The sequence below is a fragment of the Streptomyces beihaiensis genome, from assembly GCF_026274175.1.
GTDB lineage: Bacteria > Actinomycetota > Actinomycetes > Streptomycetales > Streptomycetaceae > Streptomyces > Streptomyces beihaiensis.
This window is the reverse complement of record NZ_JAPHNL010000005.1, coordinates 1-24,087: the sequence shown is the minus strand read 5'-3', so window position 1 is coordinate 24,087 and position 24,087 is coordinate 1. Positions and strand designations below refer to the sequence as shown.

The following is a 24,087-nucleotide window of genomic DNA, read 5'->3' as shown; positions in this document are numbered from 1 at the left end:
CCCCGGGCGGTCCGCCGCGCCGTGCCCGATGAGAGGGGAGGCGCGAGATGGCCGAGCGGCCCACGCCACCGGCCGGGCCCCGAGGGGACCGGCCCGCACCGCCCCCTCCGCCGAAGCTGCCCTGGTGGCGGCACCTGCTGTGGCTGCTCGCGCTCGCCGTGATGGCGGTCGTGTGGGTCGTGCTGCCCGCCGTCCACCACAGCGGGCAGCCCGCGGTGACGACGCTGTCCTACTCGCAGTTCCTCAGCGACGCCGACGCGCACCGGGTCAAGGACGTCACGATCCAGACCAGCGGCAAGGCCGACGGCACCCTCAGCGACGGGCACAAGTACACCACCACCGTCCCCGTGCAGCTGGCCGGATCGGCGCTGCTCGACCGGCTCGCGACCGACCATGTGAAGGTCAGCGCCGAGGCGCCGTCCACCTCCCCCTCGGCCGGCGCGCAGATCTTCACCTGGATTCTGATTCTCGCGCCGTTCCTGGTCGTCGTCTGGTTCTGGCGGCGGATCGCGCGCGGCGCGGCCGGGCAGATGTCCGGGGTGATGGGGGTCGGGAAGGCGAAGGCCAAAGTCTTCGACACCGAGCGGCCCAGTACGACGTTCGCCGATGTCGCAGGGTATGAAGGGGTCAAGAGCGAGATCGTCGAGGTCGTCGACTTCCTGAGTCAGCCCGAGCGGTACCGGCGCGCGGGCGCCACCGCGCCGCGCGGTGTGCTGATGGTCGGCCCGCCCGGCACCGGCAAGACGCTGCTGGCCCGCGCGGTCGCGGGCGAGGCGGGCGTGCCGTTCCTTTCCGTGGTGGGCTCCAGTTTCGTGGAGATGTTCGTCGGGGTGGGGGCGGCCCGCGTACGGGACCTGTTCGCCGAGGCCCGCAAGCGCGCGCCCGCGATCGTCTTCGTCGACGAGATCGACGCGCTCGGCGGGCGTCGCGGCGGGACCGGAGCCCAGGTCTCCAACGACGAGCGGGAGCAGACGCTCAATCAGCTCCTGTCGGAGATGGACGGGTTCGATCCCGCCGAGGGCATCGTCGTGCTCGCCGCCACCAACCGGCCCGAGATCCTGGATCCGGCGCTGCTGCGGCCCGGTCGCTTCGACCGGCAGGTCGTCATCCCGCTGCCCACCCTCGCCGAGCGCGCCGCCATCCTGAGCGTGCACTGCCACGGCAAGCACCTCGCGCCCGACGCCGATCTGCAGGTCGTCGCGCGCGGCACCCCGGGCTTCTCCGGCGCCGACCTCGCCAACCTCGCCAACGAGGCGGCCATCGCCGCCGTCCGCGACGGGCGTCACGTGATCAGCGCGGCGGACTTCGACGCCGCCCGTGACCGCATCCTGCTCGGCCGCCGCGAGGGCTCCAACGTGCTGCTGCCCGCCGAGAAGCGCGCGGTCGCCGTCCACGAGGCCGGGCACGCCCTGGTCGCGGCCCTGTCCGAGCACGCCGATCCGGTCGCCAAGGTCACCATCCTGCCCGCCGGGCAGGCGCTGGGTGTAACCGAGCAACTCCCGCTTGTCGAACGGCACTTGTACAACGAGGACTATCTCAACGAGACGCTGGCGGTGCGTCTTGGCGGCCGTGCCGCCGAGTTGGTCACCTTCGAGCAGGGTTCCACCGGCGCTGCCAACGACCTGGCCTCCGCCACGGAACTGGCCACCAAGATGGTCCGCGAGTTCGGGCTCTCGCCCGCGCTCGGCCCCGTCGGCTACCCGCAGGGCGGCTCGGTCTACCTCGGCGGGGGCGGCGCCCCGCTCTCCAGCCGCCCGTTCGCCGAGGCCACGCAGGCCGCCATCGACGCCGAGGTGGCCCGTCTGGTCCGGGAGGCGGAGGAGCGCGCCACGTCGCTGCTCACCGGCCACGGTGAGGAGTTGGAGCGGCTGTCGGGGCTGCTGCTGGAACACGAGACCCTCGACGGCGCCGTCGTCTACGACCTCGTGGGCCGCAAGGCGCCCGACGAGCATGCCCAGGGCGCCACCATGGGGCCTCACCGGCGTGCTCCCGTGCCGCCGTCGCCCACCGCCCCGCCGTCGCCCTCGCCCCCGTCGGCGCCCTCGTCGTCGGCCCCGCCGTCGCCCTCGTCCCCGGCGGGCTGATGTGCGACGCTCGCAGCTCAACGAGCGAAGGGCGGATCGACCTCATGAACCGACTTCCCGAAACCGCCGCGTCCGCCGCGTCCGCCGCGTCTGCCGCGTCTGCCGCGTCCGCCGTGTCCGCCGTGTCCGCGGCGTCCGCCGTGTCTGCCGCGTCTGTTGCCCGGCGTGACGCCGCGGTGCGCGCCGCCGTCACACAAGGGCTCGTAGGGCCTGACGCGCCCGTGGCCGGGCTGCTCGACGTGGCGGGCGTCCGGGCCGCCGCCCGCGCGCTGCACGCGGCGTTCGCGGTACCGGGTGTGGAGGTCGACGTCCGGCACACGTTCGCCGTGAAGGCCGCCTCGCTGGTCCCGGTGCTCGCCCTGCTGGACTCGGAGGGCATCGGTGCGGAGGTGGCGAGCGCCGGAGAACTGGAGCTGGCCCGTGCCGCGGGCGTGCCCGCCGCCCGTACGGTCTTCGACGCGCCGGCCAAGACGCCCGCCGAACTGCGCGACGCCCTCGCCCACGGGGTCGCCGTCAACGCCGACAACCCGCAGGAGCTGGACCGGATCGACGCGCTCGTGGACGAGTTGGGGCCCGGGTGCGCGCCGCTCGGGCTGCGGGTCAATCCGCAGCTCGGCGCGGGGGCGATCGGCGCGGTGAGCACGGCGACACCGACTTCCAAGTTCGGGGTCGGGCTGCGCGACGAGGGCGCCGAGCAGTGGGTGCTCGACGCGTTCCGGCGCCGCCCCTGGCTGACTCGTCTGCACAGCCACACCGGTTCCCAGGGGATGGCCATGGAACAGCTGGCCGAGGGTGTCCGGGTCGCGTACGAGCTGGCCGAGAAGATCAACGCGCACGTCGGGCGGCGCCAGGTCGACACCGTCGACATCGGCGGCGGCCTCTCCGTGAACTTCGGCTCGGACGAGACGACCCCCACGTACGAGGATTACGCGCGCGTGCTGCGCGAGGCCGTGCCGGGACTCTTCGACGGGCGGTACGCGATCGTCACCGAGTTCGGCCGCTCGCTCCTGGCCGAGCAGGGCGTGATCGTGGCACGCGTCGAGTACACCAAGACGTCCGGTGGGCGGCGTATCGCGCTGACGCACGCGGGGGCGCAGGTGGCGACCCGTACGGTGTTCGTCCCCGAGGCGTGGCCGTTGCGGGTGGCGGCGTTCGACGGGCAGGGCCGCCCCAAGGACTCGGTGTCGCTGGTGCAGGACGTGGCCGGGCCCTGCTGCTTCGCCGGGGACCTGGTGGCTCGGGGCCGGGAGCTGCCGGAGCTGGCACCCGGCGACTTCGTCGCGCTGCTCGACACGGGCGCTTACTACTTCTCCACGGCGTTCCAGTACAACAGCCTGCCGCGGCCGGGCGTGTACGGGTATGTCGTATCCGATACATCCGACGTCTCGGGGGTCTCGGAGGTCTCCGACATCTCTGAGGTCTCCGGGGTCTCCGGGGTCTCCGACGTCTCGGAGGTCTCGGGGGTATTGGAGGTATCGGATGTATCGGATGTCCTGGATGTTTCAGATGTCGGTTCCGGAGGGTCAGGGGTGACGTTCGTGCCGGTCCGGGGTGCGCAGACGATCGCCGAGGTGGTCGCTGAGTCCGGGGGCGGGGAGGGGCAGAGGGCGGCGCTCACGGGGTTGTGAGGCTCAGCGCCGCGTCACGTACACCTGGTAGTCGCCGTCGGAGTCGGTGCCGGTCACCGAGATCCGTACGCCCGCCCCGAGGTCGAGGAAGCTCTGGCCGGGGCGGTAGGTGGCGTCGGAGAGTTCGGCCTGGACATTGGGCTGCCGAGTGCAGCCGCCGCTGTGCGGGGTGGAGTCCTCCACCGTGACGGGGCCGTAGCCGGTGTCCACGTCCGCGTCGACCTTGTAGATCAGCACGCCGGGGCGGCAGACGGCCTCGTCGTTGCCTTCCTGGGTGCGCACCTCGACCGCGTAGCCGCTCTTCGCCGTCAGCGGCACGAAGATCATCTTGGTGCCGCCCGGCCGCTCCAGCGGCGACAGCAGGTGCGCGGTGGTGCCGGAGCGCGCGGCGCAGCCGACCTGGTCGTCGTCGAGCCAGCCCAGCTTCCACTTGTGCCAGCCGAGCAGGTCGTTCCCGGCGCCCCAGTCCTCGCTCATGATGTCCCAGTGGCCGACGGCGCCGCCGCCGTCCTGGGTGTAGAGGTCGGGCAGGCCGAAGGTGTGGCCGTTCTCGTGCGGCAGGACGCGGTAGCCGGTCTTCGTGTACGAGCCGGAGCCGTCGTCCTGGCGGGAGTAGACGAACGACATGTTCGACAGCGGCACCCCGTCGGCGCGGGGCGCGTCGTGGTTGCCCGCGAACGTCACAGACAGGACCGTGTCGAGGGCGGAGGGCCCGGCGTTCGGCGTGGTCAGGATGTTGACGATGTCGTAGCGGCTGAAGTCGACGTCCGGGTCGGCGACCTTGACGATGTCGCGGACCAGCTTGCGGTAGCCGGGGTCGAAGGGGGCGCCGCGTTCTATCCCGTACGAGGCGAACGGCTTCGGCATCCGCAGCCAGTGGTCGACGGGGGCCTCGGCGTCGTAGTGGAGTCGGCCGTAGGAGGCGGTCGCGTACCACTTGGCGGTCTGCGGGAAGAACTCGTCGAAGCGGCTCTTCGCGCTGCCCTGGCCGGGCGCGTCCGGAAAGTCGATCATGAGGTTCAGGGCCCGCAGGGTGCCCGTGGAGCGCGCGTAGCCGGGGGAGGTCGGTACTCCCTCGGACATCTGTACGCCGAGGGAGCCGCGGATCATGCAGGGGCCGAGCGAGGTGCGGCCGGCCTGGGCCACCGGGCCCGCGGTGGTCGGCGAGTCGTCGGTGAGGTGGCCGGTGCTCGCGGTCATGGTCAGTGCGAGGGCCACCGCCGTGGCCCCGGCGAGCGTCGCCCCACGTCGGCCCCCGGATATCCGCTGACGCCTCATCCGCACCGCCTCACGCTCGGGTTCCTTTCGCTCACCCTGTGTCGGGCGGCGGCGGGGCGCGCGCTGGGTGCGCCGATCGTGGGTTCTTGGACATCAGAGGGCGTGACTCAGGTCACATCAGAGGTGGGAAATAAGCGGGGACTCTCTCCCCGTTAGTGACTGGTGTCCGCACGAAACGGGGAGAGCGTCCCCGGATCGGTTCCGGCCCTGGCCGGCGGGCGCGCCCCGGGCGCGTCGCGGACGTCCTGCGGGGCGCTCCCGCGGACGTTCCCGCGGGCATTCCCGCGGGCGAGCGTCCCCGCGGACACCCCCTGTGACTCACGGCGACTCGTGCCCCGCGACTCGCCGCGACTACGACCGAAGGAGACCGCCGTGGCCCCCGCAACCGCCACCGAGACGCACCGCCGCCGTGTCCCGCGCCCGCGGGCCGACGCCGTGCGCAACCGGGAGCGGATCGTCGCGGCCGCGCGCGAGTTGCTCGTCGTGCAGGGCACGGACGTTCCGCTGGACGAGGTCGCCCGCCGCGCCGGGGTCGGCAACGCGACGCTGTACCGGAACTTCGCGGACCGGGCCGACCTGCTGCACCACGTCGTCCTCACGGTCACCGACCGCGTGGCCGCCCACGCCGACCGGGCGCTGGCCGCCGTCGACGCCGGTGAGGCCGGGGCGTTCGAGGCCCTGCGCTCGTTCGTGCACGCCGCGGCCGACGAACGCATCGGCGCCCTCTGTCCGATGCTCGACTCGGCCTTCGACAAGAACCACCCGGATCTCGTCGCCGCCCGCGACCAGCTCACCGGCACCATCGACGAGCTGATCGGCCGGGCCCGCGCGGCGGGTGAGCTGCGCGCCGGGATCGGCATCGGCGATCTGATGGTCGCTCTCTCTCAGCTCACCCGGCCGTTGCCCGGCTCGGGCTGCGGGGACTTCGACCGGTTCGTCCACCGCCATCTGCAGCTGTTCCTCGACGGCTTGATGGCACCCGCCCGCTCGGAACTCCCGGGTGAGCCCGTGACTTTGGAGGACATCCGCAGGGGCTGAGCCCGCCGATACGGCCGTGACGGACGAGTCCGCCGTGACGGACGAGCCCGCCGAGCCCCGGCATGTGCCCGATGCGCCCGAACCATGATCGACGAGATCTCTCACTGATTCGATTTCTCACGCTCGACCACGTCTTCTCGACCACGACTTTCTGACCACGTCTTCTCGACCACGCACGTCTTCTCGACCACGTCTTCTTATCCACGACTTGGAGTCCCGCTGTGGGTACCCCCATGCCGGAAACGGCACTCGAACAACTCGACCGCGGCGAATCGCGACGCTGGAAGGCCCTGGTCTTCATCGCCCTCGCCCAGCTGATGGTGGTTCTCGACGCCACCATCGTGAACATCGCCCTGCCCTCCGCCCAGACCGACCTCGGCATATCCGACGCCAACCGCCAGTGGGTCGTCACCGCCTACGCGCTCGCCTTCGGCGGCCTGCTGCTGTTCGGCGGCCGCATCGCTGACCTGTGGGGCCGCAAGCGCACCTTCGTCACCGGCCTGGCCGGCTTCGCGTTCGCCTCCGCGCTCGGCGGCTCCGCGCAGAACGAGGCGATGATGTTCGGCGCCCGTGCCCTGCAGGGCCTCTTCGGCGCCCTGCTCGCGCCCGCCGCGCTCTCCCTCCTGGCCGTCATGTTCACCGACGCCAAGGAGCGTGCCAAGGCGTTCGGCATCTACGGCGCCATCGCCGGCGGCGGTGGTGCCGTCGGCCTGATCCTCGGCGGCTTCCTCACCGAGTACCTGAACTGGCGCTGGACGTTCTTCGTGAACATCCCCTTCGCGATCGTCGCCGCCGCCGGGGCGTTCTTCGTGATCCGTGAGCCGGCCGGTGGCCGCAACCGCTCGCCGCTCGACATCCCGGGCGTGGTGCTCTCCACGCTCGGCCTCGTCTCCCTCGTGTACGGCTTCACGCGCGCGGAGACGCACGGCTGGTCGAACCCGTCCACGTACGGCCTGTTCATCGCCTCGGCCGTGCTGCTGCTCACGTTCGTGGCCGTCGAGTCCCGTGTGAAGCACCCGCTGCTGCCGCTGCGCGTCGTCGCCGACCGCAACCGCGGCGGTGTCTACGCCTCGCTCGGCCTCGCCGTCATCGCGATGTTCGGCCTGTTCCTCTTCCTGACCTACTACCTGCAGGTCGTGAAGGGCTTCTCGCCGGTCAAGACCGGCTTCGCGTTCCTGCCGATGATCGCGGGCATGATCACGGGCTCCACGCAGATCGGCGCCCGCCTGATGACCCGCATCCCGCCGCGGCTGCTCATGGGGCCGGGCTTCCTGGTCGGCGCGACGGGCATGCTGATCCTGACCCAGCTGCAGGTCGACTCGTCGTACGCGGGGCTGATCCTGCCCGCGCAGCTGCTGCTCGGTCTCGGTATGGGTACGGCGTTCATGCCCGCCATGTCGCTCGCCACACTGGGCGTCGAGGCGCGCGACGCGGGGGTCGCCTCCGCGATGGTCAACACCTCGCAGCAGGTCGGCGGCGCCATCGGCACGGCTCTGCTGAACACGATCGCGGCCTCGGCCACCACCGCGTACATCGCGGACCACGCGGCCGGTGCCACGAACGCTCAGCTGCTCCAGGCGCAGGCCATGGTCAACGGCTACACCCACGCCATCTGGTGGGCCGTCGGCATTCTGCTGATCTCGTCGACCCTCGCCTTCACGCTGGTGAACACCGGGGTTCCGGGTGCGGGCTCGGCGCAGGCATCCGGTGGCGGCGCGGGCCTGGGCAAGGACGCGGGTGTGGAGGACGAGGTGCAGGTGCCGGTGGTCGCGCACTGACCCTCCCGGCCCACTCGGTTCCTCTGGCCGGTCGGGTCTGTGCGGTCTGCCGGGTTCCTCTGGCCGGCCGGGTCCGTGCGGTCTGCCGGGTTCCTCTGGCCGGTCGGGTCCGTGCGGCCTGCCCGGTCCCTCCGGCCTGTCCGGTCTCTCCGGTCCCTCCGGCCCGTCCGGTCCCTTCGGTCACCTGAGCCAGGGGAGATCCGCCCCGGCCTCCTTGGGCTGAAGTCCCTCGGCGACGATCATCATGATCTCGCCGAGGGACTTCTGCTGCTGAGGGGTGAGCCGCTCGAACAGGGCCGCCCGCACGGCGGAGACGTGTCCGGGCGCGGACTTCTCCAGCACGTCGAGCCCTTCGTCGGTCAGGATCGCGAACTGTCCGCGCTTGTCCGACGGGCAGTCCTCGCGCCGCACCCACCCGTTCTTCTCCAGGCGCGCGATGGCGTGGGAGAGCCGTGAGCGGGTGATCTTCGCGCTCATCGCCAGTTCCGTCATCCGCAGCCGCCTGCGCGGCGCCTCGCTTAGCTGCACGAGCAGTCCGAAGTAGACGTGCGGCATCTTGGCGTCGCGCTGCAACTGGCGGTCGAGGTGGTCCTCAAGGAGGGTGGTGGCGTGCAGATACGCGCGCCAGACGCGCTGCTCGTCCTCGGAGAGCCACTGCGGCTCGCGGCTGTTCATGGAACCCATCGTAAAGCCCTGTTCTTGAAGTTTAAACAAGCTGGGTCTACTCTGTATGTAAGCTTGAATCTTCAAGGAGATCGACGTGTCCGCAACCCGCACCCCAGAGCTCACTCCCGAGCGCACCCTGGAGCGCATGCCCGCGCTCTACCTCTCGCACGGTGCGCCGCCGCTCGCCGACGACGCCCTGTGGACGGGTCAGCTCGCCGACTGGTCGGCGGATCTGCCGCGCCCCAAGGCGATCCTGATGATCTCGGCGCACTGGGAGGACGCCCCGCTCTCCCTCGGCGCGACCGGCACGGTGCCGCTGGTGTACGACTTCTGGGGCTTCCCCGACCGCTACTACCAGGTGCGGTACGAGGCGCCTGGCGCGCCTGAACTCGCCGATTCGGTAAGGAAGTTGCTGCGGGCCCCCGGTATCCCCGTGCAGGACGTGCCCGACCGGGGGCTCGACCACGGGGCGTACGTCCCGCTGGTCGAGATGTACCCGGGGGCCGACATCCCGGTCCTCCAGGTCTCCATGCCGACGCTGGACCCCGCAGACTGATGGAGCTCGGCCGCCGCCTCGCGCCGCTGCGCGACGAGGGCGTCCTGATCGTCGGCTCCGGCTTCTTCACGCACAACCTGGCGGCGTTGCGGCACGTGGCCGCCTCCGGCGGGGTTCCCGCCTGGTCGGCGGAGTTCGACGACTGGGGCCACCGAGCGCTGGACGCGGGCGACGTGGACGGGCTGCTCGACTTCGCCGTCAAGGCGCCCGCGGGGACCCTCGCCCATCCCCGTACGGAACACTTCGCCCCGCTGTTCGTGACGCTGGGGGCGGCGGACGCGTACGGGGAACTGGACAGCCAGCGGTCGGTGATCGACGGGTTCTGGATGGGGCTGGCCAAGCGGTCGGTGCAGTTCGGGTAGGCCCGTTTCCCGTTCCGCAAGATCGTGACAGCATCCCTTGCGCGTACTCGGCCACTGGCAATGCGCACCGAACGAGGGATCTGACGAGTGGGGGACATGGAAATGACGCGCACGATCATCTCCGAGCAGGTCGACATCGAGGTGCCGGGCCGATCCGGCGTCGAAGGCGTCGGTGTCGGTGCCGACCGGCGTGTCGGTGCCGACGGTGGTGTCGGTGTTGGTGTCGACGGCGGTGTCGGCGGCGGCAGTGGTGACGGTGACCGTGGCGGTGACGGAGGGGCTAGGGCATCGGCCATGGGCGCCTACCTGGCCCGTCCGGCCATACCCGGCGACCACCCCGTCGTCCTGATCGGCTCCGAGCTGTGGGGCGTGACCGACGACGTCCGCGGCGTCACCCGGCAGGTCGCCGAACTCGGCTACGTGGCGATCGCCCCGAACCTGTACCACCGGGCGGGCCCCGAGACCGCCACCGGCCTGGCGCAGAACGACGCCAACCGGCAGCGCGGGTTCGAGCTCATCGGACGCCTCACCCGTGACGAGGTCGAGGCGGACCTGCGGGCCGCCGTCTCCTACGCCCGCGGGTACGCGGGTGCCGCGGACAAGACGGCGATGCTGGGCTTCAGCTTCGGCGGGCACGTCGCCTACTTCGCCGCCGCCCGCCTGGGACTGGCCGCCGCCGCCGTCTACTTCCCCGGCTGGCTGACGCAGGCAGGTACCGGGCTGAGCCGCCCGGACCCGCTCGTCGACGCGTCCAGCGGCATCGCCGAGCACGACACGCGCGTGCGGCTGTTCTTCGCCGGACGCGACCGCATCATCGACGCGGACCAGCGGCAGCGGATCGAGGCGGCGCTGGCGTCGGCCGGTGCGCGGCACGACGTCACCGTCTACCCGGACGCCCAGCACGCGTTCTTCTTCCCCGGCCCCGAGTCGTACGACAAGGAGGCCGCCGAGGACTCGTGGCGGAGGGTGGTGGAGCTGTTCGCCGCCGAGCTGCGCTGACAGCCGCGCCGGGCCGGGCCGGGCCGCGCCGCGCCGCACCCAGCCTCGCCGCCCGCACCGCGCCGCCCGCGCCGCGCCGCTCCGAGCCAAGCCGCGTCGCTGCCAGCTGGGGCCGAGCGCCGCGAACTCAGGCTTGGGCCTGTCGGCCGAGCCGCTTCTCGTACCAGGCGACGTCCCAGTAGCGACCGAACTTGCGGCCCACCTCCCGGTACGTGCCCACGTGCCGGAAGCCGAAGCGGGTGTGCAGGCGCGCGGAGGCATCGTTGGGCTGGGCGATACCCGCGTAGGCGCGGTGCAGGTCCTGGTCGGCGAGCGCGTCGAAGAGGGCCTCGTAGAGCAGGGTGCCGATGCCGCGTCCGACCCCGATGACGGGCGTGCAGTAGACGGTGACCTCGACCGAGGTCTCGTAGGCGGGCTTCTGCCGGAACGGGCCGGCGGTCGCGTATCCGAGGAGGCGACCGGTCTTCCCGTAAGAACCTGATTGTCCCGATTTTGCCTCTTGCGCAACCAAGAGGGGGTGGCGTTCGTCTTGGAGGTGGGAGAGCAGCCAAGGACGTCGCTCTTCGGCGGTGAAGACGGACGTGTCGAATGTGATCGGCGTCTCACGTACGTAGTGGTTGTAGAGGTCTGTGAGGGCATCGAGATCACCCTCGACTCCCGGCCTGACCTGCACCTCTGTGGGTTCCGTCACTACCCGTGCCCCCTCGTGGCCCGTTGTGGCGGGACAGGGTACTGCATGATCAGAAAAAAGATGGGTCGGCTTGGGAATTCTGTCCGGATTCCAGCCGTTGTTCCCATCGGATGCAGGGCACCCGGGATGGTGAAGGAGCCGCCCCGCCCCTGCTGTCCGCGGTTCTTCCGCGCCCAGCCGACCAACCATCGCAAGGGAGCACGCATGGCAACCCGTGCCGTAGCCCGTCGTCAGTCCGCCGCAACCGGCGAGTCTGATGCGGCACGCAGTGTTCGCGCCGGAGGCGGGGACATCGCCGACCGCGACCTGGTCGGCATGTACCTCGACGAGATCGCGCGTACACCTCTTCTCGACGCCGCCAGGGAGGTCGAGCTGTCCCAGACCATCGAGGCGGGCGTCTATGCCCAGCAGATACTCGACGGCGAAGTGACGGACAGCGAGTCCGCGGGCAAGGCGTCCCGTGAGGAGCTTCAGGCGCTGGTCGCCGAGGCGGAGAAGGCCAAGGACATCTTCATCCGGTCGAACCTGCGCCTCGTCGTGGCCGTCGCCCGCCGGTACCCGCGCAGCGGTCTCCCCCTGCTCGACCTGATCCAGGAGGGCAACGCCGGCCTGGTGCGCGCGGTCGAGAAGTTCGACTACCGCAAGGGCTTCAAGTTCTCCACCTACGCGACGTGGTGGATCCGCCAGGCCATCACCCGCTCCATAGCCGACCAGTCGCGCACCATCCGTCTCCCCGTCCACCTGGTCGAGGAGCTGGGCCGCATCCGCCGTGTGCAGCGCGAGTTCAACCGCGAGCACGGGCGCGACCCGGAGCCCGCCGAGGTCGCGGCGGAGCTCGGCTCGACGCCGGAGCGCGTCACCGACGTTCTGGACTGGGCCCGTGACCCGGTCTCGCTGAACATGTCGGTGGACGACGAGGGCGAGACCCAGTTCGGCGACCTGCTGGAGGACACCTCGGCCGTCTCGCCCGAGCAGTCCGTCCTCACGCTGCTGCGCAGCGAGGAGCTCGACGACCTGATCGGCAGGCTCGACCAGCGCACGGCGTCCATCATCAAGATGCGGTACGGCATCGAGGACGGGCGTGAGCGGACGCTGACCGAGGTCGGCAAGGAGCACGGTCTGACACGCGAGCGGATCCGCCAGATCGAGAAGCACGCACTGCTCGAACTGAAGAAGTTGGCGCGCGACACCGGGTTCGACGCCGCGGCGTGACCCCGCGGGGGCCAGATACGAGGAACGCCACGGGGGCGCGAGCCCGCCCCGCGGCGGCCGCCCACGGACACGCTCAGCGACGGCGCGGCCGTCGCTGAGCGCATGGGGGCTTCGGGTAGCGGAACTGCCCGTCGCGGCCCGCCGCTGTGCGTCATCGCCCGTCATCGCCCGTCACCGCGCCGCGCCGCGCCGCGACGACGGGCGGCGGTCGGCCTTCTTGTCGAGGTCGTGGCGCGGGACCCAGCCCTCCACTCAGGCGGCCGACCCCTCGTGATCGGCCGTCGTCGGCTTGCCCGGCAGAGCCCCCATCAGCAGGAAGATGCCTGCCAGGATCGCCGCCACCCACAGCAGGGAGTTGCGGAAGCCGTCGACGAAGGCGGCGGCGCCCGCGCCGTGGGCGAGGCGGTCGTCGACGACGTTGAAGAAGATCACCGAGACCAGGCTGAGCCCGAGCGCGTTGCCCATCTGCATCACCGTGTTGATCAGGCCCGACGCGGAACCCGCGTGCTCGCGCGGCACCTCGGAGAGGATCGCGTCGGTCAGCGGCGCCACGATCAGGCCCATGCCGACACCCATCACGGCGAGCGGCGCCGCCATCTGCCAGGAGGTGATGGCGGAGCCGTAGTGCCCGGCCTCGTACACGTAGATCAGGACGCCCGCCGCCATCGCGAGCGCGCCCGCCCGCAGCACCTTGCGGCCGAAGCGCGGCACCAGCTTCTGCACCGAGACGCCCGCGGCGACGGAGACCGCGATCGAGAACGGCACCCCGGTCAGACCCGCCCGCAGCGCGCTCCAGCCGAGACCGAGCTGCATGTACAGCGTCCAGGTCAGGAAGAAGACGCCGCAGGCCATGCCGAAGACCGTCTGCACGGCGATGCCCGCCGCGAAGCTCTTCACGCGGAACAGCGAGAGCTCGATGAGCGGTGAGCTGTCGCGGCGCGCCTTCGACCTCTCGTACGCGACCAGTACGCCGCCGATCACGACGGACCCCGCCATCATCAGGTAACCCCACAACGGCCAGCCGTTCTCGCGTCCCTGGGTGAGCGGGTAGACGAGTGCCAGCATCGCGAGCGTGACCAGCGCGACGCCGACCAGGTCGAGGCGGAGCGCCCTCGGCGCCTTCGACTCGGTGATCACGCGTGTGCCGAGGGCGAGCGCCGCGACGCCGACCGGCAGGTTGATCAGGAAGATCGGCCGCCATTCCAGGCCCGCGATGTTCCACTCCGTCAGGAGCGCGCCGAGCAGCGGACCGGACACCGCGCCGAGGCCGACGACCGCTCCGAACATGCCGAAGACCTTGCCGCGTTCGTGCGCGGGGAACGTCGCGTGCACGATCGACAGCACCTGAGGCACCATCAGCGCCGCCATCCCGCCCTGCAGGAACCGCGACGCCACCAGCATTCCGGGGCCGGCGGCGAGACCGCACAGCGCCGAGGCGAGCGTGAACCCGCCGACACCGAGCAGGAAGAGCCGCTTGCGCCCGAAGATGTCGCCGAGCCGCCCGCCCGTGATGAGCAGCGCCGCGAAGGCGAGTGCGTAACCGGCGGTGATCCACTGGATCTGCCCGGCGGACGCGCCCTCGTCGCGCTGGATGGTCGGAAGGGCGATGTTGACGATCGTGACGTCGACCAGGTCCATGAACGCGGCCGTCATGACGATGGCGAGGGCGAACCAGCGGCGACGGTCGGACGGGGCTTCAGTTGGAGAAGCTGTGGGGGAAGGCGTGGGGGAAGCCGTTGGGGAAGCGGCCGGAGAAGGTGTGGGGGAAGCCGTTGGGGAAGCGGCCGGGGAAGGCGTGGGAGAAGCTGCTGGGGAAGCCGTTGAGGTCATGAGCCGAAGCTAGAACCGGTATAGGTCAGATCATGTCCTAGATCACCGGCATCCTGAGGGGCATGACGTCGACGACGGACACCCCGGCCCGGTTGCTCCACCTCCTCTCCCTGCTCCAGACGCCGCGCGAATGGCCCGGCGGTGAACTCGCCGAGCGGCTCGGTGTCTCCCGGCGCACCGTGCGCCGTGACATCGACCGGCTGCGCGAACTCGGCTACCCGGTGCAGGCGACCCTCGGTACCGACGGCGGCTACCGGCTCGTCGCGGGCAAGGCGCTGCCGCCGCTCGTCCTCGACGACGAGGAGGCCGTGGCCATCGCGGTCGGCCTGCGCGCCGGTGCGGGTCACGCCGTCGAGGGCGTGGAGGAAGCCTCCGTGCGCGCCCTCGCCAAGCTGGAACAGGTGCTGCCCTCGCGCCTGCGCCACCGCGTCTCCACCCTTCAGGCGGCGACGATCCCGCTCACCTCGGGGGACGGCGCCACCATCGCGCCCGAGACGCTCACCGTGATCGCCTCGGCCACGGCGGGCGGCGAACGGCTGCGCTTCCACTACCGGTCCGCCGACGGCACGCGCACCCGCCGCCTCACCGAGCCGTACCGGCTGGTGTCGACGGGACGCCGCTGGTACCTGGTCGCTTACGACATGGACCGCGAGGACTGGCGCACGTTCCGCGTCGACCGGGTCTCGGAGCCGTTCGCCACGGGGGCGAGGTTCGCGCCCCGTGAGGTGCCGGAGGGCGACGCGGCCCGGTTCCTGCGCCGGTCGATGCAGCAGAAGGACGGTGGCACCTACGAGTTGGACGTCGAGTTCGCGGCGCCGGCCGAGGCCGTCGCCGCGCGCATGCCCGCCTCGGTGGGCGTGCCGGTCGCGCTGCCGGACGGCGGCTGCCGACTGCGGACGACCTCGGCGGGATCGCTGGAGTGGATGGCGGTGCGGCTCGCGATGGGCGGCTTCGAGTTCCGCGTGCGGGCTCCGGAGGAACTCGCGGTTGCCGTCCGGGAGTTGGGGGAGCGGATGGTGCGGGCGGGGCGGCCGGCCGGGCGGCCCGGGCTGGCCGGGCGGGCCAGGAGCGCGCCCGGCCACAACGAACCCGCACACGGACAACAAGGGACGCAGCCATGAACAACCTCACCGGCAAGACCGTCCTGATAACCGGCGGAGCCCGCGGCATCGGCGCCGAGGTCGCCCGGACCGTCGTGGCCGCCGGAGGCAGCGCGGTCATCGGCGACGTACTGGACGACGAGGGCGAGGCCCTCGCCGCGGAACTGGCGGAACTGGCGGGCCCTGCGGGATCTGCGGGGCTGGCGGGACCGGCGGGACCGGTGGGACCGGCGGAACTGGCGGGACCCGGCGCGCGGGCCCGCTACCTCCACCTGGACGTCACCTCGGAGGAGGACTGGCAGGCCGCGGCCGCCTACGTCACCGCGGAGTTCGGCCGCATCGACGGCCTGGTCAACAACGCGGGCATCTCCACCGGTCAGCCGTTCGAGACGGAGAGCGTGGAGCACTTCCGCAAGGTGCTCGACATCAACCTGGTCGGCGTCTTCGCGGGCATGAAGACGGTCGTCCCCGCGATGAAGGAGGCGGGCGGCGGCTCGATCGTCAATATCTCCTCCGCGGCCGGGCTGATGGGGCTCGCGCCCACCTCCTCGTACGGAGCGTCGAAGTGGGCCGTGCGGGGCCTGACCAAGATCGCGGCGGTGGAGCAGGGCGCGTCGGGTGTGCGCGTGAACTCCGTACACCCCGGAATGACCTACACGCCGATGACCGCGCGGGTCGGCATCCGGCAGGGCGAGGGCAACTACCCGAACACGCCCCTGGCCCGGGTCGGCGAGGCGGACGAGATCGCGAAGGCCGTGGTGTTCCTGCTCTCCGACGACTCCTCGTACGTGACCGGAGCCGGGCTGGCGGTGGACGGCGGCTGGACGACTGGTCCGACGGTGAGGTACGTGATGGGTCAGTAGCCGCGTGTCGTAGTTGTAGCCGTAGCCGTAGCCGTAGCCGTAGCCGTAGCCGTAGCCGTAGCCGTAGCCGTAGCCGTAGCCGTAGCCGTATACGGGCCCGGCCCTCCCTCGGGGGCCGGGCCTTTTGGTTTCTGTGCAGGGGACCAATGCCCGTTCATGTCTGAGTGGTGCCCGAACCTGTTTACTTCTCGGAAATGTGGGCGTAGCCTCCGAGTGGAGCCACAGATTCGGGCACATTCAGGCAGAGGGAAAGGCAGAGGTACACGGGCATGTACGCACCGGAGCGCCAGCAGGAGATCCTTCGGCTCGCCAGAGACGGTGGCCGGGTGGACGTGCTGTCGCTGGCCGAGGAGTTCAAGGTCACCGCCGAGACCATCCGGCGCGACCTGAAGGCCCTCGACCGCGCCGGGCTGGTGCGGCGGGTGCACGGCGGTGCCATCCCGGCCGGGCGGCTCGACTTCGAGCCGGACCTCGCCGAGCGCGAGAGCACGGCGGCCGACGAGAAGGACCGCATAGCCCATGCCGCGCTCGCCGAGCTGCCGGCCGAGGGGAGCATCGTCCTCGACGCCGGTTCCACCGTGGCCAGGCTCGCGGCGGTGATCCCGGTCGAGTCCGAGCTCACCGTCGTCACGCACTCACTGCCGACCGCGGCCCGTCTTGCCGACCATCCGAACGTACAGCTCCACCTCGTCGGCGGCCGGGTCCGGCACCGTACGCGCGCCGCCGTCGACGCCTGGGCGCTGCGGGCGTACGGGGAGATCCGCGCGGACGTCGTCTTCCTCGCGGCCAACGGGTTCTCCGCCGAGTCCGGACTCACCACCCCCGATCTCGCGGAGGCGGCGGTCAAGCGGGCCGCTGTCGCGGCCGCCCGCCGGGTCGTGCTGCTCGCCGACTCCGGCAAGCACGGTCAGGAGCACTTCGCCCGGTTCGGCGACCTGAGCGACGTCGACCTGCTCGTCACGGACGACGGTCTCGACCGCGAGACCGCGGCGGCGATCGAGGCGGCCGGTACGGAGGTACTGCGCGTATGACCCACGAGCATTCCGCCCCCGCCCCCGCGCCCGCCCCCACGTCCGGCACCCCTCCCGGTACCACGTCCGGCAGCCCTTCCGGCATTCCGTCCGGCACCACGAAAGCAGCGTCACGCGGCATGATCCTCACCGTCACCCCCAACCCGTCCCTCGACCGCACCTACGAGGTCCCCGGCCTCGACCGCGGTGAGATCGTGCGCGCCACCGGCGAGCGCGTGGACCCGGGCGGCAAGGGCGTCAACGTCTCGCGCGCCGTGGCGGCGGCCGGTGCCCCGACGCTGGCCGTGCTGCCGCTGGGCGGTGCACCGGGTGCGCTGGTCGCCGGGCTCCTCGACGACCAGGGAATCAAGGTCGCGGCGGTGCCGGTGGCCGGTGAGACCCGCGCCAACATCGCGCTCGCCGAGGCCGACGGCACCCTGACGAAGATCAACGCTCCCGGACCCGAACTCACCGGACCCGAGGCCGAGGCCCTGCTGGAGTCCGTGGGCGAGGAGTCGGCGGGCGCCGACTGGATCGCCTGCTGCGGCAGCCTCCCGCGCGGCCTGGAACCGTCCTGGTACGCGGCGCTGGTGGCCCGCGCCCACGCCGCCGGGGCCAGGATCGCCCTCGACACCTCGGGCCCCGCGCTCCTCGCGGCGCTGCGTGAGCACCCCGACGTCGTCAAGCCGAACGCCGAGGAGCTCGCGGAGGCCGTCGGCCGCCCGCTCGCCACGGTGGGCGACGCGGTCAAGGCGGCCGAGGAACTGCGCGGCCTCGGTGCGGCGGCCGTGCTCGCCTCCCTCGGCGCGGACGGCCAGATCCTGGTCGACGCGAGCGGTACGTGGTTCGCGTCCGCCCCGGTCGACGCGGTCCGCTCGAACGTCGGCGCGGGTGACTCGTCCCTCGCCGGTTTCCTGATCGCGGGCGGCGAGGGACCCACGGCTCTCGCCTCGGCGGTCGCCCACGGCGCCGCGGCCGTCCAGCTTCCGGGCAGCGCGATGCCGACCCCGGAACACCTGAGGCCGGAGGCCGTGACCATAACGGCGGAGGTCCCGCTGGACCGTCCCTTGAAGGAGCCGGCGACATGATGAACAGCCACCCGAGGGGCGCGGGGACGGGTCTGTCGCCCGCTTCGCCGCGCAGCGCCCCCGGCCACGGCCACGGCGAAGCCCCACCCGCCAATGCCGTGTCGGCCCTGCCAGCCCTGTCGGCCCTGCCAGCCGTGTCAGCCCTGTCAGCCGTGTCGGCCCTGCCAGCCCTGTCAGCCGTGTCAGTCCTGTCAGCCGTGTCATCCCTGTCAGTCCTGTCTGCCCCGTCCACTCCGTCAGCCCCGTGGACGCACACGCGTACCCGCACGAAGAGGAGCCCGCGATGAGCGCAATGATCACCGCGGACCTGGTCGACCTCGACCTGTCCGCCGAAACGAAGACCGCGGCGGCCAGGTCCCTGGCCGAGCGCATGGTCGCCCTCGGCAGGGTGACCGACCTGGACGGCTTTCTCGCCGACGTCGCGGCCCGCGAGGCCCAGATGCCGACGGGACTCGACGGCGGCATCGGCATCCCGCACTGCCGCAGTGAGCACGTCACCGAGCCGACCCTGGCGTTCGGCCGCGCGGTGCACGGCGTCGACTTCGGCGCCCCGGACGGCCCTGCCGACCTGATCTTCCTGATCGCGGCACCGGCCGGAGCGGACGACGCGCATCTGACGATCCTCTCCTCGCTGGCCCGCCAGCTCATGGACGAGGACTTCAAGGCGGCGCTGCGTGCGGCGACGGACGCGGAGCAGACGGCGGCGCTGATACGCGGCGACGAGCCGGCACCGGAGCCCGCGCGGACGGACACCGTGGAAGAGGCCCCCGCCGAGCCGACGCCGGACGCGTCTTTCAAGATCGTCGCGGTCACGTCGTGCCCCACCGGCATCGCCCACACCTACATGGCGGCCGAGTCCCTGGAGAACACGGCCCGCGACACCGAAGGCGTCGAGCTGGTCGTCGAGACGCAGGGCTCGGCCGGGTTCACCCGCCTCGACCCGGCCGTCATCGCCGCCGCGGACGCCGTGATCTTCGCGCACGACGTCCCCGTACGGGAGAAGGAACGGTTCGCCGGGAAGCCGACGGTCGACGTCGGCGTGAAGGCGGGCATCAGCCGCCCCGCCGAGCTGATCGCCGAGGTCCGCGGCAAGGCGGCCCGCGGCGAGACCACCGCGCCGGCGGGTGTGGGGGCGGGCGCCGGGTCCGGCGGCCCGTCCACACCTGTGGAAAACGCCGGCGAGCCCGGGGAAGGCTACGGGACGAAGCTGCGCAAGTGGCTCATGTCCGGTGTCAGTTACATGGTGCCGTTCGTCGCGGCAGGCGGTGTGCTCATCGCGCTGTCCTTCGCGATCGGCGGCTACGAGGTCGCGAACGTCAAGGTCGAGACGCTCCTCAACAACTTCGACTGGGGGTCCACGACCAGCTGGGCCGCGCTGCTCTTCTACACCGGCAAGGCCGCGTTCGCCTTCCTGGTCCCGGTGCTCGCCGGATTCATCGCCTACGGCATGGCGGACCGGCCGGGTCTGGTGCCCGGCTTCGTCGGCGGTTCGATCGCGCTGACCGTCAACGCGGGCTTCCTCGGCGGTCTCGCCGCCGGACTCATCGCGGGTGGCGTGGTCCTCGCGATCCAGAAGGTGAACATCCCGCCCGTGCTGCGCGGTGTCATGCCGGTGGTCGTGATCCCGCTTCTGTCGTCGATCGCCGTCGGATTCCTGATGTTCGTGGTGCTCGGCAAGCCGATCGCCTCGATGCAGAGCGCCCTGACGGACTGGCTCAACTCCCTCACCGGCGCCAACGCGATCATCCTCGGCGTCATCCTCGGCCTGATGATGTGCTTCGACCTCGGCGGTCCGCTCAACAAGGTCGCCTACACCTTCGCGGTCGGCGGTCTGACCAACCCCACGGAGGGCTCGCTGAAGGTCATGGCCGCGGTGATGGCCGCGGGCATGGTGCCGCCGCTGGCGATGGCCCTGGCCACCACGGTGCGCGGCCGGCTCTTCAACAAGGCCGAGCGGGAGAACGGCAAGGCGGCCTGGGTGCTCGGCGCGTCGTTCATCACCGAGGGCGCGATTCCGTTCGCCGCGGCCGACCCGCTGCGCGTCATCCCCGCCTCCATGGCGGGCGGCGCGGTCACCGGCGCCCTGTCGATGGCCTTCGGCTGCACGCTGCGGGCCCCGCACGGCGGCGTCTTCGTGATCCCGCTGATCGGCAACCCGTTCCTCTACCTGATCGCCATCGCCGCGGGCGTCTGCGTCTCGGCCGCCGTGGTGGTCGCCCTGAAGGGCATGCGGAAGGCGGCGCCGGTGGTGGCGGCGTCGGTGGCGGCGTCAGAGGCGACGGCGTCAGGCGCGACGGCGGAGTCAGGGGAGGCCGTCGCGGCGGGGGAGCCGAAGGTCACGGCCGCCGCCTGAACTGTCCGGACGTGTGCCTGATGGCTCGCATGGCCCACATGGTCCGCATAGCCCTCATGAACCACATGAACCACATGAACCACATGACCTACATGGCATGCATGGCACACATGCAACCCTCATAGCCCACATGCGAGATACCTCACGGTCCGGGACCAAAGTCCCGGACCGTGGTGTTCACTGGTCCGCATGCCTGAGCACGTGTCGATCCTGCAGCAGATAGGTCTGGCGGTCCTCGCGATCGCCACGGTGGCATGGGTGGTCGGTCTGGTGCGGCTCGTGCGGACCGTCACCGTCGCCCCGCCGGAGAAGCTCCCCGCACTGCCGCTCGGCGCTCTGCCGGGGCAGGCGCAGGCCCCGGCGCTCGAGTCGGTGTCGCTGACGCCGGACGAACGGGACGCGTTCGCGGGCCTGGTCCGGCAGTTCAGCCGCGGCTGACGCCGGCGCGGCGCTCGATCGCCGCGCGTGCGGCGTCCTGTGAGGCGTAGACCTCGCACATGTGCCGCCCGTCGGGCGTCGCCGTGTGCTCGACCTCCCACAGACTGACCTCCACGCCGTCGCGCAGCAGGAACGCGTGCTCGTACAGCGCGAAGCCGTGGTTGACGCGGGGGCCGAACGCCTGCGTGATCTGGTGCGCGCACGCCGTCCGAAGCAGCCTGCACGTGCCGGGCCCCGGACGCGTCGCGGGCTCCGGGTTCTCCGCGCGCCGCAGCAGGCGCCTGGCGTGGTCGACGGAGCGGTCCGGGTCGGCGGGGTCGAAGGCGCGGCCGCGCGGCGGCACCGGTGGCAGCTGGACGGGCGTCAACGGGACCTGCAGGTCGAAGTCGGGGGTGGCCTCCGGGGGCAGCGGCAGGCGGACGGTCGCCAGGTGCACCTCGTCCTCACTGACGTACACCTCGTGCTGGGGTATGCCGTCCCGCCCGGTGTTGTGCACCAGCTCCCAGAGAGTGAGCGGGCTGCCGTCGGCGAGCAGCCATGTGTGCCGATAGGTCTCGCGATGACGGCCGGCACTGTGATGGGCGGAGTGCAGCGAACCGTCGTACGCGAGCGCGCAGTCGAGCCGCTGGAGCGTCTCGTCGGGCAGCTCGAAGGAGTTCAGCGCACGGCCGAGCAGGAGGGCGAGCTGCTCGTCCGGCGCATGATCGAACGCCTGGTCGAGCGCGGGGTCGCGCGGAATGCTCAAGACACCTCCCGGCCTTGCTGGATGTCACCCTGTGGGTGCATACCGTAGCCCCTCGGTCGGACATCGTGTCCACGAAATACCAAACGGGCAGCGGTATTTGAGAGTCCGCGCCGGCGCCCGAAGCGGAGCCAGAAGGCGATCCCGACGGGCAGCCGCATACGGGACAACGCGCCGACCTCCCGGAATGGTTCCCGGGAGGCCGGCGTCAAGGGGCGAGGGAGGTAAGGGGGACAAGGAGGGGCGAGGAGGGGCGAGGGGGCGAGGAGGGGCGAGGGGGCAAGCGGGGCGAAGGGGCAAGCGGGGCGAAGGGGCAAGCGGGGCGAAGGGGTAGGCGGGGCGAGGGGGCAAGCGGGGAGAGGGGGTGAGCAGGGGCGAGGAGCGGCAAGGGGCCGGCGAGGAGGAGGTGAGGGGGCGGCGAGGAGGCGAGGGGTCTGCCGCGCTCCCAGTCGCTCGCGTTCGCCGTCCGTTGGGAACCCGGTCTGCCGCGATCCTGGTCGGTCAGACCGCGCTGCCCGCCGTCCATGCGCTCCATGACATGTTCCAGCCGTTGAGGCCGTTGTCGGGGGCGATGGTCTTGTCGTGCGAGTTCTTCATGACGACGACGTCCCCGGTGATCGAGTTGTCGTAGAACCACTTGGCGACGGTGTCGCCGCCCGCGCCCCGCACGTCCCGCATGCCGACGCAGCCGTGGCTGGTGGCCCGGGCGCCGAAGATGCCGGGTGAGCTCCAGTAGTTGCCGTGGATGAACGTGCCCGACTGCGAGAGCCGCATCGCGTGCGGCACGTCCTTGATGTCGTACTCGCCGCCGAAGCCGACCGTCGACCCGTCCATGCGGGTCTGTACGAACTTCTCGGAGATCACCATCTGGCCGTTGTAGGTGGGGTGCTGGGCGCTGCCGGTCGAGACGGGGATCGTCCTGATCGTCTTTCCGTCGCGCACGACCGTCATCTGCTGCGTGTTCGCGTCGATGGTGGAGACCTGCGAGCGGCCGACCGTGAACGTCACCGTCTTGTTCTGCACGCCGTGGATCCCGGCGGCGCCCTCCACGCCGTCCAGGTCGATCTTCATCGTGACCTCGGAACCGGCCTTCCAGTAGTCCCGAGGCCGGAAGTCCAGGCGCTGCGCGCCGAACCAGTGGCCGACCACCCGCTGGCCGCTGCTGGAGGTCACGGTGATGTGCGACTGCACGGCCTTCTTGTCCGTGATCGCCTTGTCGAACGTGAACGACACCGGCATGCCGACGCCGACCGTCGTGCCGTTGTCGGGCGTGTAGGTGCCGATGAAACTGTCGGCGCTGGAGACCGTCGTGAAGACGGAGTTCGCGGCGGCGGTGTGGCCGTCGGTGTCCTTGGCGGTCGCGGATATCCGGTACTTGGTGCCGCGCTCCAGCTGCTCCTTCGGCTTCCAGGTGCTGCCGTCGGCCGCGATGCTGCCCGGAACCCGCTTGCCGCCGGCCTCCTCGGTCATCTTCACCGAGGTCAGTCTGCCGTCGGTGACCTTCACGCCGGTCGCGTTGATCGACGCGCCGGTGGAGCCGTCCTTGGCGGAGATGGCGATCCGCGGGGCGTCCTGCGCGCCGCTCCCGCCGCTCCCACCGGTCCCGGCGCTGCGGTCGCTTCCGCCGTACTTGCCGTCGCCGTCCTCGGCGGTGGCGCTGCCGCCGCAGGCCGTGAGGGTCAGGGCGCCGACGGCGAGACCGGCGCATGCCAGGGCTATGTTCTGCCTTCTCACGGTCCGCTCCTCTTCTGGGCTGTGCTGTCGCTTCGGTGCGTTTCGCTGCATTCCGGGCGGATGCCCGATGTGAGGAGAGAGCGCAATACGGGCGAAAGGGTTGCTTCCGCTTGCTGTGAAGGCGGCCACAGGATGCAGAGGAGGACGCGTAGGCGGAGGCAGGCGGGACAGGCAGGAGAGGCAGGCCCAGGCAGGACGCGGAGGAAGCCGCAGGCAGGGCAGGCAGGCCCCAGGCAGGACGCGGAGGAAGACGCAGGCAGGACGGGGGGAGGGCTACCTCTTCTCGTACAGCTCGCTGTACGAGAGGTGGGTGCCGCCGGGGCCGTCGTGCACCGACTCCGCCGAGCGGACGGCCCGTACGATCGCGCGCGTCACCAGGTCGGCGGCGGCCGCGAGGATCTCGTTGAGGGCGAGCGGGTCCGTTGGGTCGAGCGGGTGGGTGCCGGTGGCCTGGGCGAAGACCGTGTCGCCGTCGTTGAGCCCGTGAACCGGGCGCACGGCGCGCGCGATGCCGTCGTGCGCCGTCCCCGCCACCTTCTGCGCCTGGGCGCGCGTGAGGTCGGCGTCCGTGGCGACGACGGCGAGCGTGGTGTTGAGCGGGCGGGCCGGCCGGTCCCCGGCGAGCGGCGCCGGGCCG

Annotated in this window: 19 protein-coding genes and 1 pseudogene; 13 read left to right on the top strand and 7 right to left on the bottom strand. The window is 71.5% G+C overall.

The window, feature by feature from the left end:
• The first annotated feature begins 47 nt into the window (after positions 1 to 47).
• Together ftsH and OFY01_RS01455 are read left to right on the top strand one after the other, a co-directional pair.
• A complete protein-coding gene (gene ftsH / locus OFY01_RS01460; protein ID WP_266595497.1) occupies positions 48 to 2,084 on the top strand; it encodes an ATP-dependent zinc metalloprotease FtsH in 2,037 nt (678 codons plus the stop codon).
• Between the two features lie 44 nt (positions 2,085 to 2,128).
• Complete coding sequence (locus OFY01_RS01455; RefSeq protein WP_407700259.1) at positions 2,129 to 3,712, top strand: type III PLP-dependent enzyme domain-containing protein; 1,584 nt, start codon at positions 2,129 to 2,131, stop codon at positions 3,710 to 3,712.
• A 3-nt stretch (positions 3,713 to 3,715) separates the two neighbouring features.
• Here OFY01_RS01455 and OFY01_RS01450 read toward each other — a convergent pair whose 3' ends face one another.
• Positions 3,716 to 4,990: a M6 family metalloprotease domain-containing protein gene (locus OFY01_RS01450; protein ID WP_266595495.1), complete on the bottom strand. Its 1,275-nt coding sequence runs from the start codon at positions 4,988 to 4,990 to the stop codon at positions 3,716 to 3,718.
• 372 nt (positions 4,991 to 5,362) lie between these two features.
• Here OFY01_RS01450 and OFY01_RS01445 point away from each other — a divergent pair, with 372 nt between their 5' ends.
• Together OFY01_RS01445 and OFY01_RS01440 are read left to right on the top strand one after the other, a co-directional pair.
• On the top strand, positions 5,363 to 6,028 hold the full coding sequence (locus OFY01_RS01445; protein WP_266595493.1) for a TetR/AcrR family transcriptional regulator: 666 nt from the start codon (positions 5,363 to 5,365) through the stop codon (positions 6,026 to 6,028).
• A gap of 233 nt (positions 6,029 to 6,261) precedes the next feature.
• Positions 6,262 to 7,806: an MFS transporter gene (locus OFY01_RS01440; protein WP_266595491.1), complete on the top strand. Its 1,545-nt coding sequence runs from the start codon at positions 6,262 to 6,264 to the stop codon at positions 7,804 to 7,806.
• A 180-nt stretch (positions 7,807 to 7,986) separates the two neighbouring features.
• Here the strand turns inward: OFY01_RS01440 and OFY01_RS01435 are convergent, their stop codons facing one another.
• Entirely contained in the window at positions 7,987 to 8,490 is a 504-nt protein-coding gene (locus OFY01_RS01435) for a MarR family winged helix-turn-helix transcriptional regulator (protein ID WP_266595489.1), read from the bottom strand.
• Between the two features lie 127 nt (positions 8,491 to 8,617).
• On the opposite strand from OFY01_RS01435, the pseudogene OFY01_RS01430 reads away from it, so the two are divergent.
• Positions 8,618 to 9,390, top strand: a pseudogene (locus OFY01_RS01430) (dioxygenase family protein).
• 102 nt (positions 9,391 to 9,492) lie between these two features.
• Entirely contained in the window at positions 9,493 to 10,389 is an 897-nt protein-coding gene (locus OFY01_RS01425; RefSeq protein ID WP_266595487.1) for a dienelactone hydrolase family protein, read from the top strand.
• Positions 10,390 to 10,516: 127 nt separating this feature from the next.
• On the opposite strand, the gene OFY01_RS01420 is transcribed toward OFY01_RS01425, so the two are convergent.
• Positions 10,517 to 11,080 (bottom strand): GNAT family N-acetyltransferase, encoded by a 564-nt coding sequence (locus OFY01_RS01420; RefSeq protein WP_266595486.1) that lies wholly within the window; start codon positions 11,078 to 11,080, stop codon positions 10,517 to 10,519.
• A 204-nt stretch (positions 11,081 to 11,284) separates the two neighbouring features.
• On the opposite strand from OFY01_RS01420, the gene OFY01_RS01415 reads away from it, so the two are divergent.
• Positions 11,285 to 12,292, top strand: a complete 1,008-nt coding sequence (locus OFY01_RS01415; protein ID WP_266595484.1) for a sigma-70 family RNA polymerase sigma factor — start codon at positions 11,285 to 11,287, stop codon at positions 12,290 to 12,292.
• A 252-nt stretch (positions 12,293 to 12,544) separates the two neighbouring features.
• Here the strand turns inward: OFY01_RS01415 and OFY01_RS01410 are convergent, their stop codons facing one another.
• A complete protein-coding gene (locus OFY01_RS01410) occupies positions 12,545 to 14,122 on the bottom strand; it encodes a DHA2 family efflux MFS transporter permease subunit (protein ID WP_407700258.1) in 1,578 nt (525 codons plus the stop codon).
• 62 nt (positions 14,123 to 14,184) lie between these two features.
• On the opposite strand from OFY01_RS01410, the gene OFY01_RS01405 reads away from it, so the two are divergent.
• The 6 genes from OFY01_RS01405 (at position 14,185) to OFY01_RS01380 (ending at position 20,974) form a co-directional block, all read left to right on the top strand.
• Entirely contained in the window at positions 14,185 to 15,243 is a 1,059-nt protein-coding gene (locus tag OFY01_RS01405; protein WP_266595480.1) for a helix-turn-helix transcriptional regulator, read from the top strand.
• Positions 15,240 to 16,085: an SDR family oxidoreductase gene (locus OFY01_RS01400; RefSeq protein ID WP_266595478.1), complete on the top strand. Its 846-nt coding sequence runs from the start codon at positions 15,240 to 15,242 to the stop codon at positions 16,083 to 16,085. The genes OFY01_RS01405 and OFY01_RS01400 overlap by 4 nt, the downstream gene beginning before the upstream one ends.
• A 269-nt stretch (positions 16,086 to 16,354) precedes the next feature.
• Complete coding sequence (locus OFY01_RS01395; RefSeq protein ID WP_266595476.1) at positions 16,355 to 17,116, top strand: DeoR/GlpR family DNA-binding transcription regulator; 762 nt, start codon at positions 16,355 to 16,357, stop codon at positions 17,114 to 17,116.
• Positions 17,117 to 17,235: 119 nt separating this feature from the next.
• Positions 17,236 to 18,183, top strand: a complete 948-nt coding sequence (gene pfkB / locus OFY01_RS01390; RefSeq protein ID WP_266595499.1) for a 1-phosphofructokinase — start codon at positions 17,236 to 17,238, stop codon at positions 18,181 to 18,183.
• Positions 18,184 to 18,466: 283 nt separating this feature from the next.
• Positions 18,467 to 20,536, top strand: a complete 2,070-nt coding sequence (locus OFY01_RS01385; protein WP_266595474.1) for a PTS fructose transporter subunit IIABC — start codon at positions 18,467 to 18,469, stop codon at positions 20,534 to 20,536.
• A gap of 189 nt (positions 20,537 to 20,725) precedes the next feature.
• Positions 20,726 to 20,974 carry a hypothetical protein gene (locus tag OFY01_RS01380; protein WP_266595472.1) on the top strand — a complete coding sequence of 83 codons (249 nt, stop codon included), beginning with the start codon at positions 20,726 to 20,728 and terminating at the stop codon, positions 20,972 to 20,974.
• On the opposite strand, the gene OFY01_RS01375 is transcribed toward OFY01_RS01380, so the two are convergent.
• The 3 genes from OFY01_RS01375 to OFY01_RS01365 all read right to left on the bottom strand — a co-directional run.
• Complete coding sequence (locus tag OFY01_RS01375; protein WP_266595470.1) at positions 20,961 to 21,719, bottom strand: DUF6227 family protein; 759 nt, start codon at positions 21,717 to 21,719, stop codon at positions 20,961 to 20,963. The genes OFY01_RS01380 and OFY01_RS01375 overlap by 14 nt on opposite strands.
• A gap of 498 nt (positions 21,720 to 22,217) precedes the next feature.
• A complete protein-coding gene (locus tag OFY01_RS01370) occupies positions 22,218 to 23,450 on the bottom strand; it encodes a L,D-transpeptidase (protein WP_266595468.1) in 1,233 nt (410 codons plus the stop codon).
• A gap of 273 nt (positions 23,451 to 23,723) precedes the next feature.
• Positions 23,724 to 24,087: P1 family peptidase (locus tag OFY01_RS01365; protein ID WP_266595466.1), on the bottom strand; the 364-nt coding region annotated here is incomplete at its 5' end.

Excerpts from the sequence above, each read along its gene's own strand:
- OFY01_RS01450 (WP_266595495.1), bottom strand. The coding sequence starts at position 4,990 with ATGAGGCGTCAGCGGATATCCGGGGGCCGACGTGGGGCGACGCTCGCC.
- ftsH (WP_266595497.1), top strand. The coding sequence starts at position 48 with ATGGCCGAGCGGCCCACGCCACCGGCCGGGCCCCGAGGGGACCGGCCC.
- OFY01_RS01410 (WP_407700258.1), bottom strand. The coding sequence starts at position 14,122 with ATGACCTCAACGGCTTCCCCAGCAGCTTCTCCCACGCCTTCCCCGGCC.
- OFY01_RS01395 (WP_266595476.1), top strand. The coding sequence starts at position 16,355 with ATGTACGCACCGGAGCGCCAGCAGGAGATCCTTCGGCTCGCCAGAGAC.
- OFY01_RS01415 (WP_266595484.1), top strand. The coding sequence starts at position 11,285 with ATGGCAACCCGTGCCGTAGCCCGTCGTCAGTCCGCCGCAACCGGCGAG.
- pfkB (WP_266595499.1), top strand. The coding sequence starts at position 17,236 with ATGATCCTCACCGTCACCCCCAACCCGTCCCTCGACCGCACCTACGAG.
- OFY01_RS01380 (WP_266595472.1), top strand. The coding sequence starts at position 20,726 with ATGCCTGAGCACGTGTCGATCCTGCAGCAGATAGGTCTGGCGGTCCTC.
- OFY01_RS01385 (WP_266595474.1), top strand. The coding sequence starts at position 18,467 with ATGAGCGCAATGATCACCGCGGACCTGGTCGACCTCGACCTGTCCGCC.
- OFY01_RS01435 (WP_266595489.1), bottom strand. The coding sequence starts at position 8,490 with ATGGGTTCCATGAACAGCCGCGAGCCGCAGTGGCTCTCCGAGGACGAG.
- OFY01_RS01425 (WP_266595487.1), top strand. The coding sequence starts at position 9,493 with ATGACGCGCACGATCATCTCCGAGCAGGTCGACATCGAGGTGCCGGGC.
- OFY01_RS01455 (WP_407700259.1), top strand. The coding sequence starts at position 2,129 with ATGAACCGACTTCCCGAAACCGCCGCGTCCGCCGCGTCCGCCGCGTCT.
- OFY01_RS01440 (WP_266595491.1), top strand. The coding sequence starts at position 6,262 with ATGCCGGAAACGGCACTCGAACAACTCGACCGCGGCGAATCGCGACGC.
- OFY01_RS01405 (WP_266595480.1), top strand. The coding sequence starts at position 14,185 with ATGACGTCGACGACGGACACCCCGGCCCGGTTGCTCCACCTCCTCTCC.
- OFY01_RS01400 (WP_266595478.1), top strand. The coding sequence starts at position 15,240 with ATGAACAACCTCACCGGCAAGACCGTCCTGATAACCGGCGGAGCCCGC.